A 15,143-nucleotide genomic window follows, 5' to 3' on the forward strand; every position below is an offset into this window, starting at 1 on the left:
CTCTAATTAAAATGTACTAAATTTTTGAAGTCTTTCCTCAGTAACCCATTTCCAAAGTAAAGGCACAAAGGAATAACTCGAGAGCAATGTATTCATAATTAGTGCTGAATTATGAGTTTTGAATTGTGAATGTAAAATTTTAATTATCAATATCTTACATCTCTAATTGATCAAATTAATCAGATAAAATATTAGTAATCATAAAATTATACTCAAAACTCATCACTCACAATTCAGCACTCATACTTAAGTCTCTGATTTCTTGGATTATTTTCTTTTGTGCCTTGATATCAAACAATTCAAATTTGATAAATTTTAGTTTTAACAAAACATACGAATCATTCCTTTCTCTAAATTAAATACAACTCTAACAATCATTATTCTATGCAAAGAAGACTCTTTCTCCAACATTCTGCTTTTTTGATGGCAAGTCTCGGTTTGAGTTCCTATAAATTTCCATTTGATACTCCTTACAAAATCAAAGAGTTACGTAATGGTGTGGGAGTATTTACCGAGAGAGGTGGTACAATTGCCTTCGCTTCAACTAGCAAGGGGATTGCTGTGGTAGATTCTCAGTTTCCTGAACAATCCAACCACTTGATTGAAGCACTTAAAGGGATGTCGGAAAATCCCATAAAATTACTATTCAATACTCACCACCATGGCGATCACTCTGGTGGCAATATTGCTTTTAAAGGAATTGTTGAACATGTTATTGCTCATGAAAACTCTTTAAAAAATCAAAAAGCTGTTGCCGAGAAGCAAAACACAGTAGAAAAACAGCTTTTCCCAGATATAACCTATCAAGACACACACAAAGAGAAATTAGGAAAAGAGACCATCAGAATGCATTATTTTGGTGCAGGTCATACCAACGGTGATTCTATTATTCATTTTGAACGTGCCAATGTAGCACACTGTGGTGATTTGGTATTCAATCGCCGCTATCCTGTAGTAGACCGCAATGCGGGTGCTAGTATGAGCTCTTGGATTAACGTTTTGGACAAAATCAATGGAACTTTTGACAAGGATACCATTTTTGTTTTTGGACATGCTTTTGATCCTGAGAAAATTACGGGGACTCATGAAGATATAAAGGCATTCAAAAACTATTTGGAACAGCTTTTGGGTTATGTTTCGCAAGAAATAAAAGCAGGAAAAAGTAAGGAGGAAATCCTTAAAACCACGGCTATCCCTAATGCCCCAGAATGGAAAGGCGATGGAATCATAAGAAGTTTGACCGCTGCCTACGATGAGTTAAGTAGCAAATAGCGTATTTTGAAGGATAAAAAGAACAAAATGCTAGTTTTCTTGTTAAAGCAACATAGGACGCTTAGTTTTGGGTCAGACTAACAATCAACGTATTTTCATGAAAAACATAGCCTACATTCTTCTATTCATTGTCATAATTATTGCAGTGGTGCTAATCACTTGGGGTGCGATTGTACTACTTGATTCGACAAACGGATTCAATGAAAAAACCTTTTTTATTCTCTTAATTGGAGGAATTATCTCTGTAGGGTTGATTGGACGAGTGGTGATTGTCTTTAAAGATTCTAGAAAATAGAAAAGAATTTAAACTGAAGACTGAAGTGTTTAAATTTTAAGAATACTCAAATCTGAACATAAAAAAAGACCTTTCTTTCGGAAGGTCTTTTTTTATAATCTTTTTTAACAAGATTAAGCTGAGGCCAATGCTTCGGCACCACCAACGATTTCGAGGATTTCCTTCGTAATCGCAGCTTGACGAGAACGGTTGTAAACGAGTTTCAACTCTTTCAACAATTCACCTGCATTTTCAGTAGCTTTATCCATTGCAGTCATACGAGCACCGTGTTCAGAAGCATTTGATTCTAAAACAGCCTTATACACTTGCAATTTCAACGCTTTAGGAAGCAACTCGCTGATAATTTCTTCTTCAGAAGGTTCGAAGATGTAATCAACTGTTGATGCTTTAACGTTACTATCTTGTTTATCAACTAATGGCAACATCTGTTCTGCTCTCAAAATTTGAGTTGCCACGTTTTTGAATTCATTGAAAATAACTTCTACAACGTCATATTTTTCAGCAACGAATCCATCCATAGCATATTCTGCTGCCTGGCGAACTGAAGCGAAAGACAATTTAGAGAAGATATGAACAAATTTTTCGTTTACTTTATAACCACGACGAGTTAAGTATTCAGCACCTTTTTTACCCAAAGCCAAAATCTCAACATTGCCTGCGGCATTTTGACTAGCGTATTTTTCTGCGATAAGGTTTACAGTTGCCTTACCAACGTTGGCGTTGAATGCTCCACAAAGACCACGGTCAGAAGTAACAACGATTACTAACACTTTTTGAATATCGCGAGTGATAGTATATGGGTTCGATTGAGCACCTTCTGCATTAGCCGAAACAGTTGCAATCATTTCGGTTAATTTCTGCGAATAAGGGCGCATTTGAACAATAGCATCAGTTGCACGGCGAAGTTTAGCCGCCGAAACCATTTTCATGGCTTTAGTAATCTGCTGAGTAGAGTTTACTGACACTATTCGGTTACGGACTTCTTTTAATGAAGGCATCTTTTGCTAATGTTTGAAACAGTGAATGATAGAAATGAAATATTTGATGTATTCAAAATCGTTATTTATTACTAATGTATCTGTTATTTGTAAGGACTCAGAAAGTTTACATTAAAGAATATCAAGTCAAATAATGATTTCGTACTAGGTAATCAGTCTCAATTTTGCGAAGCTTTTGTGATGATTTCTCATTCACAATTCACAATTTGCTAATTGATTAATTGCTGTAAAAGAGAGAGTAGCGTACTACCCTCTCCTACATTCAAATATTATCCTTGGTATTTAACTGCCACTTCTTTCGCCACTTTCTTCAATACATCAGTCAAAGAATCGTCGAATTTACCTGCTTTCAAAGCATCCATAGTAGATTTTTGAGTAGCATGCATAACTGTAACGAAATCCTTCTCGAACTCACGTACTTTAGATACCGCAACTGTGTCGATTAAACCGTTAGTAGAAACATAAATCATAGCGATTTGGTCTTCTACACGTTGAGGGCTACCGTTAGGTTGCTTCAACATTTCAAGGTTACGACGACCACGTTCGATAGTCAATTTAGTAGCAGCATCTAAATCAGAACCAAATTTAGCGAAGGCTTCCAATTCACGGAATTGAGCTTGGTCCAATTTTAATGTACCAGCTACTTTCTTCATTGATTTGATTTGAGCGTTACCACCTACACGAGATACAGAGATACCTACGTTGATAGCTGGACGGATACCTGCGTTAAACAAGTTAGTTTCCAAGAAGATCTGACCGTCGGTAATAGAGATTACGTTAGTCGGGATATAAGCAGAAACGTCACCCGCTTGAGTTTCGATAATTGGAAGAGCCGTTAATGAACCACCACCTTTTACGATTCCTTTGATAGACTCAGGAAGGTCGTTCATATTTTTTGCGATTTCGTCAGATGCGTTGATTTTGGCAGCGCGCTCCAACAAACGGCTATGTAAATAGAATACGTCACCAGGGTAAGCTTCACGGCCTGGAGGACGACGAAGAAGCAATGAAACTTCACGGTAAGCAACCGCTTGCTTAGACAAATCGTCATACACTACTAATGCTGGACGACCTGTATCGCGGAAGAATTCACCAATAGCAGCACCTGTAAATGGAGCAAAGAACTGCATTGGAGCTGGGTCGGCAGAACCAGCCGCTACGATTACTGTGTAATCCATAGCACCTGCTTTGCGAAGAGCTTGCTCAACTTGTTTGATAGTTGAAGCTTTCTGACCACAAGCTACATAGATACAGAACACTGGTTGACCTGCATCGTAGAATTCTTTTTGGTTGATAATTGTGTCAATACAAACAGTTGTTTTACCTGTCTGACGGTCACCAATAACTAACTCACGTTGACCACGACCTACTGGAATCATAGCGTCGATCGCTTTGATACCTGATTGAAGAGGTTCTGTTACTGGTTGACGATAAATTACCCCTGGAGCTTTACGCTCAAGTGGCATATCGTATAATTGTCCTGCGATTGGACCGTTGCCGTCAATTGGCTCGCCAAGTGTGTTCACGACACGACCTAAGATACCGTCACCTACTTTGATAGAGGCGATTTCGTCTGTACGTTTTACGGTGTCACCTTCTTTGATTTCAGATGAATCACCCAATAATACCGCACCTACGTTGTCTTCTTCGAGGTTAAGGGCTAGGGCTTTCAAGCCGTTTTCAAATACGAGCAACTCACCCGCTTGTACTTTCGATAGTCCATAAATACGAGCTACACCATCACCGATTTGTAGCACGGTACCTACTTCTTGGAGTTCAGCCTCTGACTTAGATCCTGAAAGTTGTTCTCTCAAGATGGCTGACACTTCATCTGGTCTGACTGATGCCATTTCTTTATAGTTGGATTTGTGATTTTGGAATTCGATTTGAGAGGTTATTCGTTGGATGCAAGTCCTTTACAAGATAAGGAAAGAGATTTTTTTCGCTTTGCTTGGCTGGGGTTTATTACATCTTAAACTTACTAACTCTTTTCGGGTGCAAAATTAGGGAAGAAATTTCACAATTCCACGACAATCTAATTTTTTTCGTGCTAAACGTTATACTTTTTTGAGAGTGGCATTTTTGTTCAAGTATCCAATTTCACTTCAAAACCTATCCCTTACAACGCTTTTTTTGACGCTAATCTTTATTTATTCTAATTTTTGAAGAAGTTTTTCTAAGATATTGTCTAATCCTTATAACATCTTCGTTTATTGTACTAAACAGGATAAAACAAAGAATTTTATCTTAAAGTATCAGCCAACACAATATTATTCCATGACAAACGAAGTTTTACCAAATAATTAACTAATTATATTTAGCAAATTTTCGCTAATTACAAGTCAAATTTATTCTTGGGATTGTACTAATTACTTGATTGAAATGGGGTTAACTTATCACCCTATATATTTTAAAACAAAACTCCATTTTATTCTTTCAAGATACATAAGCAAGAATACCCCTGTAAATACCCTAATTATTTTCATTTTGTGAGCTAAAGGCAGGTTACCCAATGAATATTCACATCTTTGTTTTGAATTTTCCTAGACCTTTAAATCGCTGGTTTATAGACATAACTTCATGGATAAAACTACATCAAAAATTTTGTGTATCATCGCAATTATTAGCCTTTACTCTTGTAACCAAAAACAAAAAGCAGTATCACAAAAAGACAATAGCTTTTATGTGATTAAACAAGAACTTGACAAATCCGATACTCTTTGGGTGAATCATATTCCTCAGGATTCAGATAGGGTGGTCGTTGTAGATTCTTTTGCCTATACTTTACATCAAAAATCTCTTCAAATTTTAAAGTTTACCAATCCTGATGCAGGTGTAGACAGCAAAGTAGAGGCTTACTTCGAAAAATCTTTAGGAATATTTTTGGTGAAAAGTAAAAATTGGCATTTAAAATATAAACTGAAGTCTACGGATGATTCGGTTGAGGCTTGCATTGATAAAATTCAGAATTTGGATTTTGTCAAATAATCTACAGATATTCATCTCAAATTTTAATGACATAAGTAACAGACAAGATTACATTTATAATAAACCACGGTACACATTGATTATACCTTCCTGATTATGAGTTTATTCTAATAACGGATATACTATTAACTAACAACTTGAATTTGCTTATGGGCTTCGGATTTAACCTATTCATGATATTATTTGTGGTTCCTTTATCCGCCATTCTTTTGATTACATGGTTCGTAACAAGGAAACACCATTGGGGGAAAATCATTGGCTTTTTATGGTTGGGTCTTTTGGCAATGGTTCTGCTTATATCTGGTCTAAATTGGATATTAGGAAAACCAAATCTAGAAAAAGATGATTACTGTGGGCAGTACATTGTAGATAGATCCTATTTTTCGGGCAAACAAGCCGATTGGCAATACAATCATTTTCGATTTGAAATAAAGGATAACGACTCCATCTATTTTTATGTAACCGAAAAAGAAAAAATTATACAGACATATATTGGTAAAATCAGAGTTACAGAAAACTATGTTTCTGAGCATTTACTCATAAACATGTCTCAGCCAACACATCATATCTTAAGTTCCAATCCCACTACCTATCGACATAGCTGGGACTTTCATTTAGTTTTCTATTCTCCAAAATTCAATAATCTCTATTTCAAAAAAGGAGAATGGGAGATAATCGATTCCAACTAGCATGATTTTATCACACATTTCAAATACAATTTACCCTCTTCCTGAAGCATCTATGCAAATGCTGGAAGGGCATATTTCTGAGGTTAGTTTTCCGAAAGGTCATATTCTACTTCGAGCCAATAAAGTGGAAAGTAATATTTACTTTATCAAAAAAGGAATTGCAAGGCTCTATACTCAAACGCCTGACAATGAGATTACTTTTCTGTTTTGCAAAGAAGGAGATACATTAATGTCTTTAAAAAGCTATGTCATTGGACAAGAAGGCTACGAAGATGTAGAGCTATTGGAAGATTGTGAACTGTATCAGTTAAAAACAGAGGTATTGGAAGACCTTTATCAGAGTGACATACATATCGCTAATTGGGGACGCAAATTGGCTGAACTAGAACTCATCAAAACGGAAGAAAGATTTATTGCGAGACAATTCAAAACAGCCAGCGAACGCTATCATGAACTTCTGCATATACATCCCGATTTGATTCAGCGAGTACAATTAGGACATATTGCTTCATATCTTGGAATTAGTCAAGTGAGTCTGAGTAGAATTAGAGCTGATATTCGATAGGTAGTATTTTTTAACATTTGTAAAAGAATTTTCCTTTTCCGATGCAGAACTTTGCTTGTGAATTTTAACACAAGAAATATGAATTGGATATGGTTAATTATTGCAGGGCTATTTGAGGTAGCCTTTGCTTTTTGTTTGGGCAAAGTAAAAGAAAGTACAGGAAACGAGGTATATCTTTGGTATGCAGGATTTGGAATAGCGCTTTTTATCAGCATGGGGCTTTTGATGAAAGCCATTGAATCGCTTCCTATTGCTACAGCTTATGCTGTTTGGACAGGTATCGGTGCTGTTGGAACAGTACTTTTGGGAATACTTGTTTTTAAAGAACCAGCTACTTTTTGGCGCCTATTTTTTATCAGTACTTTAATTGGCTCTATTATCGGATTGAAAATGGTGTCGCATTAGTATCGAATATCTAAAAAGCATTTATGACAGAACGACCTCCCTTGATTTACCACCTACAGAAGTATTAAGCATTCCCGTTGATTACGAATTTATGAATATGGAGTTAATAGAGATACTTGAGGACAAAATCAATGTTGTTTTAAATGAGGTTTGGGGAATTTAGTTTTTCTTAGGCACTGAGACATTCGTCACGATTACCAAAATTTCCACCAAGGTTTTTTTGCAAAACAGGCTCAAAGATTTCGCCTTGAATAGTTTTGATAACTTTTTTATTTTCATCATAAATACCAATCTCTATATTTGAATGAGTTGCTAAATACTTGGCAACTTCCTCCTCAACAGCTTCATAGCTTTCCAATTCGATATATGGATACTCCTGAAATTCTGTATTTGAATTATTGCAATAGAAAGTCTGTCCATCAGTATTTAAAATGATTCCCGTTGAAAGCTGATTAAGCAATAAATAGTATGTGTTTTTCATTTCAAGAGATAATTTGATGAGAGGAATACCGAATAATTTCTTCAATATTATGAGAATACCCAAAGAAAGTTTAATCGAACTATTGGATGCCACAAAACAAGATAATATTTGTTCTGCACTCATTGCGTGTGTTATAGATGGACAGAGACTAAATTTACGTTTTGCCATCTCGCTACAGGATTTTGGGCATCTAAGAAGAATCCTTGAGTTTCGTCCATTTGAGCATACAGGAGTTGGACCGTATCGATATTTTTTTACGCTTAGCTATACTGCCTCTATTAAAGAAGACCCTTTAATTTCAGCCTCAATAAGGGTAGAACAACTTGACAAGCACAAACATTTTAGCCATACCATTTCAAAAAAATTAATGGCGAATCTTTTCTGGTTTGAAAGCTTGGAAAATACTCAACCTGTTGAATTAATGATTGAATAATCTCAAATATTCTAAACAAATATATGAATATATGCCCATCTCAAATAAAATATTATTGCAACATATTGAAGACTTACTTCAAGAATACTTTTCCCATGATCTACGTATTGAAAAAACAGAGAATCAGACTAGATTGACTGTTGGAGAACCGAGGATTTGGATTGAATACAATGAGGATTTTGAGGAAGAAATATTAATGGGTGTTGAACATAGAAGTTGTGGGCATTATGGGACCAAAAATGACTTGGTTAACACTTTCTTTAATTTACTTACTAAGAGAATCAGAATTTGTAGGAGTTTCAAAGGAACATCTTGTTTTTATGAAACACTCGATATTGAATTGTCAGACAATAGGTTTTATGAGTTTTGGAGCGCAGGGGGATTTTCATTTTATTTTTGGAAAACGACAACCACACAAATAGAGTTTTTGGAACCATATATTACCAATCCTGCATTTGAAAGAAGAATCTTAGACCTTAAGATAGCTATGAGATAGCTACGCTCATAACTGAAATCATAAATCATGCAGACATCTGTTTTTTAGAATTTTTATCATTAAATTCGAAAATAATAGCATTAACCCTCCTCCTAGCATGAATACAAATACCAGAGTTTTCAAAATGTCTTTTGCGAGTGTATATCCTCACTATGTACAGAAAGTTGAGAAAAAAGGACGGACTGTAGACGAATTACATGAAGTGATTTGTTGGTTAACAGGCTATGATGTTGCCAATATTCTACAAATTATTGAGCAAAAAATAGACTTTGAAACCTTTTTTGCAGAAGCTCCTCAGATAAATCCAAATGCTCATAAAATTACTGGGGTCATTTGCGGATACCGCATAGAAGATATTGAAGATAAATTGATGCAACAAATCCGATATTTAGATAAATTAGTTGATGAACTAGCAAAGGGCAAAAAAATGGATAAGATTTTAAGAACTTAACATAGCTCGTTCATACCACGCTAACCCTCTCTTTAAAGCTTAAAATTCTACAGACATAATTCAATAATCATACATATATCTTTGACACCTTTTATCCAAAACCAATTCTAAATGACACAGGAACAAATTTTAAATGGCCTTCAAGCAGAAAAGGCGTCTTTTCTAGCGCAAGAATGTGCAGTCGCACTCCAACAAAATCCTGAGAGTGTTCTGAATGAAATAGTTCAAACGAGAGAGTACCTAACAGGATTATACACTACAAGGTTACGAATCAACAAAAGTTTAAAAAGGAAGTTTTTTGAGAATGAAGAAATAAGTTCTTGGGAAGAAGCGATTAAACAACTCTCAAGTTCCTCAGCGAAAGAAGTGTGTTTGAATACTTTTACTACCGAGGAAAAAGCTTACATGATGTTTTGGGATACAGCAACCAACCAACTGATTACAATTTTCTATCTATATCGAGAAAATGCTCAAGATTTATAACCACTCTTTTTGTGCAAGACTTTAACCTTATTATTCAAGACAACTTCGGACAACTTACTGAGGTTGAGTTGGAACTCCTACGCTCCTATTTTAAAGAAGAAAAACTTTCCAGAAATGCTTATTTCACCCAATCAGATAAAGTTTGTAATAAACTGAGTCTTATTAAAAGTGGGATTCTCAGGGTTTATGCTGTTGTAGACGGAAAGGAAATTACTCAATGGATTTCGACCGAAAATTATCTTATTACCGAAATAGCAGGTTTTTTCTTTAACCAGCCCAATCGCTGGTCGATTCAAGCTTTTACAGATGTTGAATTGTTGACCCTTTCAAAAAATAATTATCTCAAACTCTGTCAAGAGTTTCCGAAGTGGCTCGATATTGAAAAAAGATTCATTGTCAAATGTTTTGCGATGATTGAAAATCGTGTGTTTTCACACCTATCAATGACCGCCGAAGAACGTTATGATGCGTATTTTGAGCAAAATAAAGAACTTTTTAATCAGGTACCGCTTCAATACATAGCCTCTGTGTTGGGTATGAGCGCCGAAACCTTTAGTCGAATCAGAAAACGCAAATCCGAAAGTTCTTGATTTTTGTCAAGAGTGAATACTTTTAAATGCTCGAATTTTGTGTCATCACAAAAACAAAAACGAACATGACAAAAGATATGAATTTCCTCCTCAAATTAGAAGAACTTGGTCAGCTACTTCTTTCTATCGTATTATTTCAGCAATTAGATTATGCTTGGTGGATATATCCTGCTTGTATTCTGCTGCCAGATATTTCGATGTTGGGGTATTTATTGAATACTAAAGTTGGGGCTTGGGGATACAACCTATTTCATCACAAACTATTGGCTATCGCTATACTTGCGCTTGGATATTGGCTAAATCATGACCTTCTAATTTTATCTGGTATTATTTTATTTGGACATTCGGCTATGGACAGAGCTTTGGGCTATGGACTTAAATATACTGACAGTTTTCAGCATACACATTTGGGTTGGGTAGGGAAAAAGTGATAGCCTAAGCAAATCAAAAAGGATAGAATCCTTAGAAAAAAAAGGGTGCTGGATTGGAATCCAGCACTAGCGATGAGAATCCAGCAATTGTTAGGGAGTTTTTTCTAAAACTATCTAAATTTGTATAGCCTCATTTCAAATACTACCATACTACTATTTTATTATGCGAAAAAGAAAAGTACGCCGTAAAACCCATTTATGCCCAAACTGTGAAACTGTCCTAGAACGCAATGAAAATTATTGCCACGATTGCGGACAAGAAAATCACAATTTGAATGCACCCATGAAAGACCTAATCATGGAGTTTATTGGAGGTATTACTTTTTTTGAAACCAAGTTTATCGAAACGGTAAAAATTATATTCACGCATCCGGGTAAACTGCCTTTAGCATTTAACTCAGGGAAAAGAGTTAAATATATGCACCCTGTAAGAATGTATTTTGCAGTGAGTGCTATCTTTTTTTTCATCATGAGTTCAGACCTACTAAAAGATGAGAGCAGCACCGAGCTACGGAGCAAAAACACCATTGATTCGCTTAGAAAAGCCGAAAATAGAGACTATAATAGCGGTAGAAACTTTGCTAGACAATTAAAAAAAGACCTTTCTAATAACCTCGAATCAGAACCAGATACTGTCTCAAAAAGTAATCTGGATGAATTCAGAAAAGGTATGAAAGATGCTCAAAAAGAGTATAATGCTAGAAAAGATGGCTCCAAATTTTATTTAGGTCTTTTCAAAAAACTCATTATTCCAAAAGATTCCATCACCTACTACTTTCAATTAAATGATAAGGCTTTAGATTCCGTGTTGACGACTAAGGGAATATCTACATTCTTCCCTGTCAGGAAAACTATCAAAAATAGTATTGTAAAGGAATACCATCGCTATCTTGAAGAAAAGTATGGATTAAAATCTGAAATAAATGGCAGAACGATGTTGTTCAACAATTATCTGCCGACAATCATGTTTATTCTATTACCGTTTGCAGCCTATATCTTATGGTTTTTCGAAAGACGTACCAAGTGGCGGTATTACTTTCAACACCTTGTGTTTACCTTATATACCCACTCCGCTATTTTTGTATTTTGGGCAATATGTGAATTGCTGAATGATTTACACAAATACTTTTTCAATCAAGATTTTTATGATCAATCAGGATACATTGGATTGTTTGTGATAGTTCTGAGTTTAGTGTATTTCATGATTTCTATCAAAAACGTATATCAGCAAAGTTGGGTAAAAACGATTGTAAAGTTCATACTACTGACTATGTCTTACTCATTTTTATTCTTTTTAATTATCCTCATTGGAATCTTCTCTGGACTAGTGACGACTTAAAATGCTGGTCAAACTTGCCCATTCAAGTTAGGTTTCCAATAGATTACCTCAATAAAAGATAGAATCCTAGGAAAAAAGAGTGCTGGATTGGAATCCAGCACTCTTTTTTCATTGTAAAGATTTTGCTTGGATATTTTCAAAATAACATTCTGTTACTTGCTTGATTTAAACTTGCTCATGGGTTAAATTTGATATTAGTGAAAATACGTCAAAATATTGTTTTCCACTCATTCACCCAAACTAAAACCATGAAAAAACTACTGTATGTATGCCTTTGCCTTTGGATAGGTATTCCGTGTGCGCTGGCTCAACAAGAAATTACCCAAGAATTACAACAAAAATATACCCAATACACTGCCTTGTCTGATAAAATTTGGCAATGGGCCGAACCGGGATATTTAGAAGATAAAACCTCCAACGCCCTAATAGAAGAATTGCAAGCTGCTGGTTTTCAAATACAAAAAGGTGTTGGAGCTATGCAAACGGCCTTTGTGGCTACCTATGGCACTGGCTCTCCTGTGATTGGTATTTTGGCAGAAATGGATGCCTTGCCCGGTTTATCACAAGAAGCATTGCCTTTCAGAAAAGCTAAATTTGTGAATGCCTATGGCCATGCTTGCGGGCACAACTTGTTTGGTGTGGGCTCGGTTGCGGCAGCCATTGCCACCAAAAATTGGATGGCAAAAGCTCGTATCAAAGGAACAATCCGCCTGATTGGCACACCAGCCGAAGAAGGTGCTGGCGGTGGCAAAACCTATTTGGTGAAAGAGGGTGTTTTCAAAGATATTGATGCCGTTTTGCATTGGCACCCGGGCGATAACAACAACGCTAGTCCGAACTCGTCTCTGGCGTATCGAGTAGCCAATTTTAGTTTTACGGGCTTGGCAGCTCATGCTTCGGCTAGTCCCGAAAAAGGTCGCTCGGCTTTAGATGCCGTTGAAGCCATGAACTACATGGTAAACTTGATGCGAGAACATATTTCTCCCGAAACACGTATTCATTATGTGATTAAAAACGGCGGACTTACCTCCAACATCGTACCTGATTATGCAATGGTCGAATATACAATTCGTAACCCTACAGCACAGGGTTTAGAAGAAATTTGGCAACGCCTCCTCAAAACCGCAGAAGCGGCAGCCCATGGTACAGAAACGAAAATGAGCTACGAAATTTTGGCAGGATTATACAATTTACTCCCCAATGATGTTTTGGCAAAAGAAATGCAAAAAAGCCTTGAAAAAGTCGGAGGCGTACCTTACACACCTGAAGAAATAGCTTTTGCCGAAAAAATTCGCCAGACGGTAAATGCCCAAACACTTGCCCCTATCAGTTCCGCCCAAACGGTACGTCCTTATACCACAGGCTTGGCGTTTCCTGCTTCTACAGATGTGGGCGATGTGAGTTGGGTTACACCTACGACTGGACTTTCTACAGCTACATGGGTGCCAGGTGTGCCCGCCCACAGCTGGCAAGCTGTTGCCTGCAATGGTATGAGTATTGGGCATAAAGGCATGATGAACGCCGCCCAAACGATTGCCCTTACGGCTCAAAACTTGTTTAAATCACCCAATTTGATTGAACAAGCCAAAGAAGAATTGTACCAAAGACGAGGAGCAAAAATATTTGAATATAAATCCTTGGCAGGCGATAGAAAGCCTCCATTAGACTACCGGAAATGATAAACTCTTCATATCCTCCAAATTGGACTTTGCTAAACTAAGTGAACTATAGCTTGCGATAACATTGGCTCTTGCAGGAGTCTGTCCAAAAAGGATAGCCTCCTGCAAGGAATAGAATCTTGAGAAAAAGGAGTGATGGATAGGGAGTGATGGATAGGAATCCAACAGTAGCTAGTGTATTATTTAGTTGTCTTCGCCATATAAAGAAATCTGAAATTCGCTATCCCACCATGTTTTTACATCATATCGTCCATCTTTATATACAGTAAATTCAGCCTTGTTCCATCGATTTGTACTATAAGAGGTTGCATTAAAATATAAATTAATTAATGACCATATACTCCAAATAAAGCTGGTATCAAAATCTCTGAATGTTATAATGTCTCCATTCTTCAAATGAAGTATCGAATCTAGGCTTCCTCCTTTCTCAATAGTATAATATTCTACAATGATTGTTTTTGATATTATTTCATTAAAAACTGTATTTTCTTTGATAAAGCCTATTAATGTTTTAAGCTCTGTACTTTCCATATGATAATAAATTAATTTGAAAAATTTAGGAGAAGCTTTCATACCATCAATTGTATAGTTTGGAGTATACTTAAACTCTATAAGTCATCAATTAAGATTTCTTGACTTTCTTTTGCGGCTGCCGCGCGGTTACTTTTTTTGCGTTAGACGAGTACGCCTGAGTGAGGCAGGTCCAGTGAAGAAAAGTAAGGTGTGGCGAAGAGAAATTTTGTTTTACAAATACGTGCCAAGTAAAATTTTTAACCATACTCTTACAACAAACCTTGTTGATCTTATATCAGCTCCATACTTTACTTCAATTTTTTCACCCACCTTTTATTTAGCTTTCAAGACTTTAGCCCATTATCTTTCCATGACAAGCCAGGTACATTTTCTGGTTGGGTCTGCAAGCGTAGTGTCTATCACATTCCTATTTAGACCTAAGGATACTATATTAATCTCTTCAATATGATAAGCCATGCTATGAGTTGACGAATTAATTTACATATTTTTACTTTAATCTTAATTCATTTCCTATGCCAACAACACCCAGAGAGCTCACTGATAAGCCTCACTCGGCTAGAGCTGAGCGACTGCAAGGTAGTTAGTTGTAAGTATTCTATAACCAACATGATCCCTTAAAACAACCATCAGGAAGCACTTCTTCTATAAATCCTTCTATGTTATTTTCAGCCAAAAATATATCTTCATAATCAAATATCTCTTTATTTTTAGAAGAATCTACTTTGTTGTATTCGGCATAGCCATCTTTTAATTTACCCATAATCATATACATCCAAAATGAACTAAATTCCATAGTTATTAGGGCTACATCTTCAAACGTAGTCATGTCTGATAAAACCTTTAAGAAATGTTTATTCGATTCTTCATCTATTTTTTCTTTCAATACCTCCGTAACATATTTATACAGGAAATCATAATATAATTGTCGATGAAATATACAAACTACATCATCTTGGTCTTTATAAATTAAGTCTTCTATCATATTCAATTATGAGACTGTCTAAATAACTATCT

19 protein-coding genes are annotated in these 15,143 nt (G+C 36.0%); 14 read left to right on the top strand and 5 right to left on the bottom strand.

What is annotated here, in order from left to right; all coding sequences use genetic code 11:
* Window positions 1-384: 384 nt before the first annotated feature.
* Window positions 385-1,272: an MBL fold metallo-hydrolase gene (locus tag QM524_RS12195; protein ID WP_283344807.1), complete on the top strand. Its 888-nt coding sequence runs from the start codon at window positions 385-387 to the stop codon at window positions 1,270-1,272.
* 97 nt (window positions 1,273-1,369) lie between these two features.
* On the top strand, window positions 1,370-1,567 hold the full coding sequence (locus tag QM524_RS12200) for a hypothetical protein (protein ID WP_095162352.1): 198 nt from the start codon (window positions 1,370-1,372) through the stop codon (window positions 1,565-1,567).
* A 113-nt stretch (window positions 1,568-1,680) separates the two neighbouring features.
* Here the strand turns inward: QM524_RS12200 and atpG are convergent, their stop codons facing one another.
* Entirely contained in the window at window positions 1,681-2,565 is an 885-nt protein-coding gene (gene atpG / locus QM524_RS12205) for an ATP synthase F1 subunit gamma (protein ID WP_283344808.1), read from the bottom strand.
* Between the two features lie 269 nt (window positions 2,566-2,834).
* Window positions 2,835-4,415, bottom strand: a complete 1,581-nt coding sequence (gene atpA, locus QM524_RS12210) for a F0F1 ATP synthase subunit alpha (protein WP_095162347.1) — start codon at window positions 4,413-4,415, stop codon at window positions 2,835-2,837.
* Window positions 4,416-5,145: 730 nt separating this feature from the next.
* Here atpA and QM524_RS12215 point away from each other — a divergent pair.
* The 4 genes from QM524_RS12215 to QM524_RS12230 all read left to right on the top strand — a co-directional run bounded on the left by QM524_RS12215 (window position 5,146) and on the right by QM524_RS12230 (window position 7,212).
* Complete coding sequence (locus tag QM524_RS12215; RefSeq protein WP_283344809.1) at window positions 5,146-5,553, top strand: hypothetical protein; 408 nt, start codon at window positions 5,146-5,148, stop codon at window positions 5,551-5,553.
* 149 nt (window positions 5,554-5,702) lie between these two features.
* The gene (locus QM524_RS12220; RefSeq protein ID WP_283344810.1) at window positions 5,703-6,242 is read left to right on the top strand and encodes a hypothetical protein; all 540 of its coding nucleotides are present in this window, start codon (window positions 5,703-5,705) and stop codon (window positions 6,240-6,242) included.
* Between the two features lies 1 nt (window position 6,243).
* Window positions 6,244-6,807, top strand: a complete 564-nt coding sequence (locus tag QM524_RS12225) for a Crp/Fnr family transcriptional regulator (RefSeq protein ID WP_283344811.1) — start codon at window positions 6,244-6,246, stop codon at window positions 6,805-6,807.
* Between the two features lie 78 nt (window positions 6,808-6,885).
* Window positions 6,886-7,212 (top strand): DMT family transporter, encoded by a 327-nt coding sequence (locus tag QM524_RS12230; protein ID WP_095162341.1) that lies wholly within the window; start codon window positions 6,886-6,888, stop codon window positions 7,210-7,212.
* A 169-nt stretch (window positions 7,213-7,381) separates the two neighbouring features.
* On the opposite strand, the gene QM524_RS12235 is transcribed toward QM524_RS12230, so the two are convergent.
* Window positions 7,382-7,693, bottom strand: a complete 312-nt coding sequence (locus QM524_RS12235; RefSeq protein WP_283344812.1) for a hypothetical protein — start codon at window positions 7,691-7,693, stop codon at window positions 7,382-7,384.
* A gap of 49 nt (window positions 7,694-7,742) precedes the next feature.
* On the opposite strand from QM524_RS12235, the gene QM524_RS12240 reads away from it, so the two are divergent.
* From QM524_RS12240 to QM524_RS12275, 8 genes are all read left to right on the top strand, one after another.
* Complete coding sequence (locus QM524_RS12240) at window positions 7,743-8,126, top strand: hypothetical protein (protein WP_283344813.1); 384 nt, start codon at window positions 7,743-7,745, stop codon at window positions 8,124-8,126.
* A 31-nt stretch (window positions 8,127-8,157) separates the two neighbouring features.
* Entirely contained in the window at window positions 8,158-8,622 is a 465-nt protein-coding gene (locus QM524_RS12245; RefSeq protein WP_283344814.1) for a hypothetical protein, read from the top strand.
* A 97-nt stretch (window positions 8,623-8,719) separates the two neighbouring features.
* The gene (locus QM524_RS12250; RefSeq protein WP_166580119.1) at window positions 8,720-9,073 is read left to right on the top strand and encodes a DUF2200 domain-containing protein; all 354 of its coding nucleotides are present in this window, start codon (window positions 8,720-8,722) and stop codon (window positions 9,071-9,073) included.
* Window positions 9,074-9,184: 111 nt separating this feature from the next.
* Complete coding sequence (locus QM524_RS12255; RefSeq protein WP_283344815.1) at window positions 9,185-9,556, top strand: hypothetical protein; 372 nt, start codon at window positions 9,185-9,187, stop codon at window positions 9,554-9,556.
* Between the two features lie 11 nt (window positions 9,557-9,567).
* Window positions 9,568-10,146, top strand: coding sequence for a Crp/Fnr family transcriptional regulator (locus tag QM524_RS12260; RefSeq protein ID WP_283344816.1), 579 nt, complete (start codon window positions 9,568-9,570; stop codon window positions 10,144-10,146).
* 65 nt (window positions 10,147-10,211) lie between these two features.
* Complete coding sequence (locus QM524_RS12265) at window positions 10,212-10,577, top strand: DUF4260 domain-containing protein (protein WP_283344817.1); 366 nt, start codon at window positions 10,212-10,214, stop codon at window positions 10,575-10,577.
* Between the two features lie 163 nt (window positions 10,578-10,740).
* On the top strand, window positions 10,741-11,916 hold the full coding sequence (locus QM524_RS12270) for a DUF3667 domain-containing protein (RefSeq protein ID WP_283344818.1): 1,176 nt from the start codon (window positions 10,741-10,743) through the stop codon (window positions 11,914-11,916).
* Between the two features lie 248 nt (window positions 11,917-12,164).
* Window positions 12,165-13,595, top strand: a complete 1,431-nt coding sequence (locus QM524_RS12275) for an amidohydrolase (protein WP_283344819.1) — start codon at window positions 12,165-12,167, stop codon at window positions 13,593-13,595.
* Window positions 13,596-13,778: 183 nt separating this feature from the next.
* On the opposite strand, the gene QM524_RS12280 is transcribed toward QM524_RS12275, so the two are convergent.
* Both QM524_RS12280 and QM524_RS12285 read right to left on the bottom strand, forming a co-directional pair.
* Complete coding sequence (locus tag QM524_RS12280) at window positions 13,779-14,168, bottom strand: hypothetical protein (RefSeq protein ID WP_283344820.1); 390 nt, start codon at window positions 14,166-14,168, stop codon at window positions 13,779-13,781.
* Between the two features lie 556 nt (window positions 14,169-14,724).
* Window positions 14,725-15,111 carry a hypothetical protein gene (locus tag QM524_RS12285; protein WP_283344821.1) on the bottom strand — a complete coding sequence of 129 codons (387 nt, stop codon included), beginning with the start codon at window positions 15,109-15,111 and terminating at the stop codon, window positions 14,725-14,727.
* Between the last annotated feature and the right edge of the window lie 32 nt (window positions 15,112-15,143).

It is taken from the genome of Flectobacillus roseus, assembly GCF_030056595.1.
GTDB classification, from domain to species: Bacteria; Bacteroidota; Bacteroidia; order Cytophagales; family Spirosomataceae; genus Flectobacillus; species Flectobacillus roseus.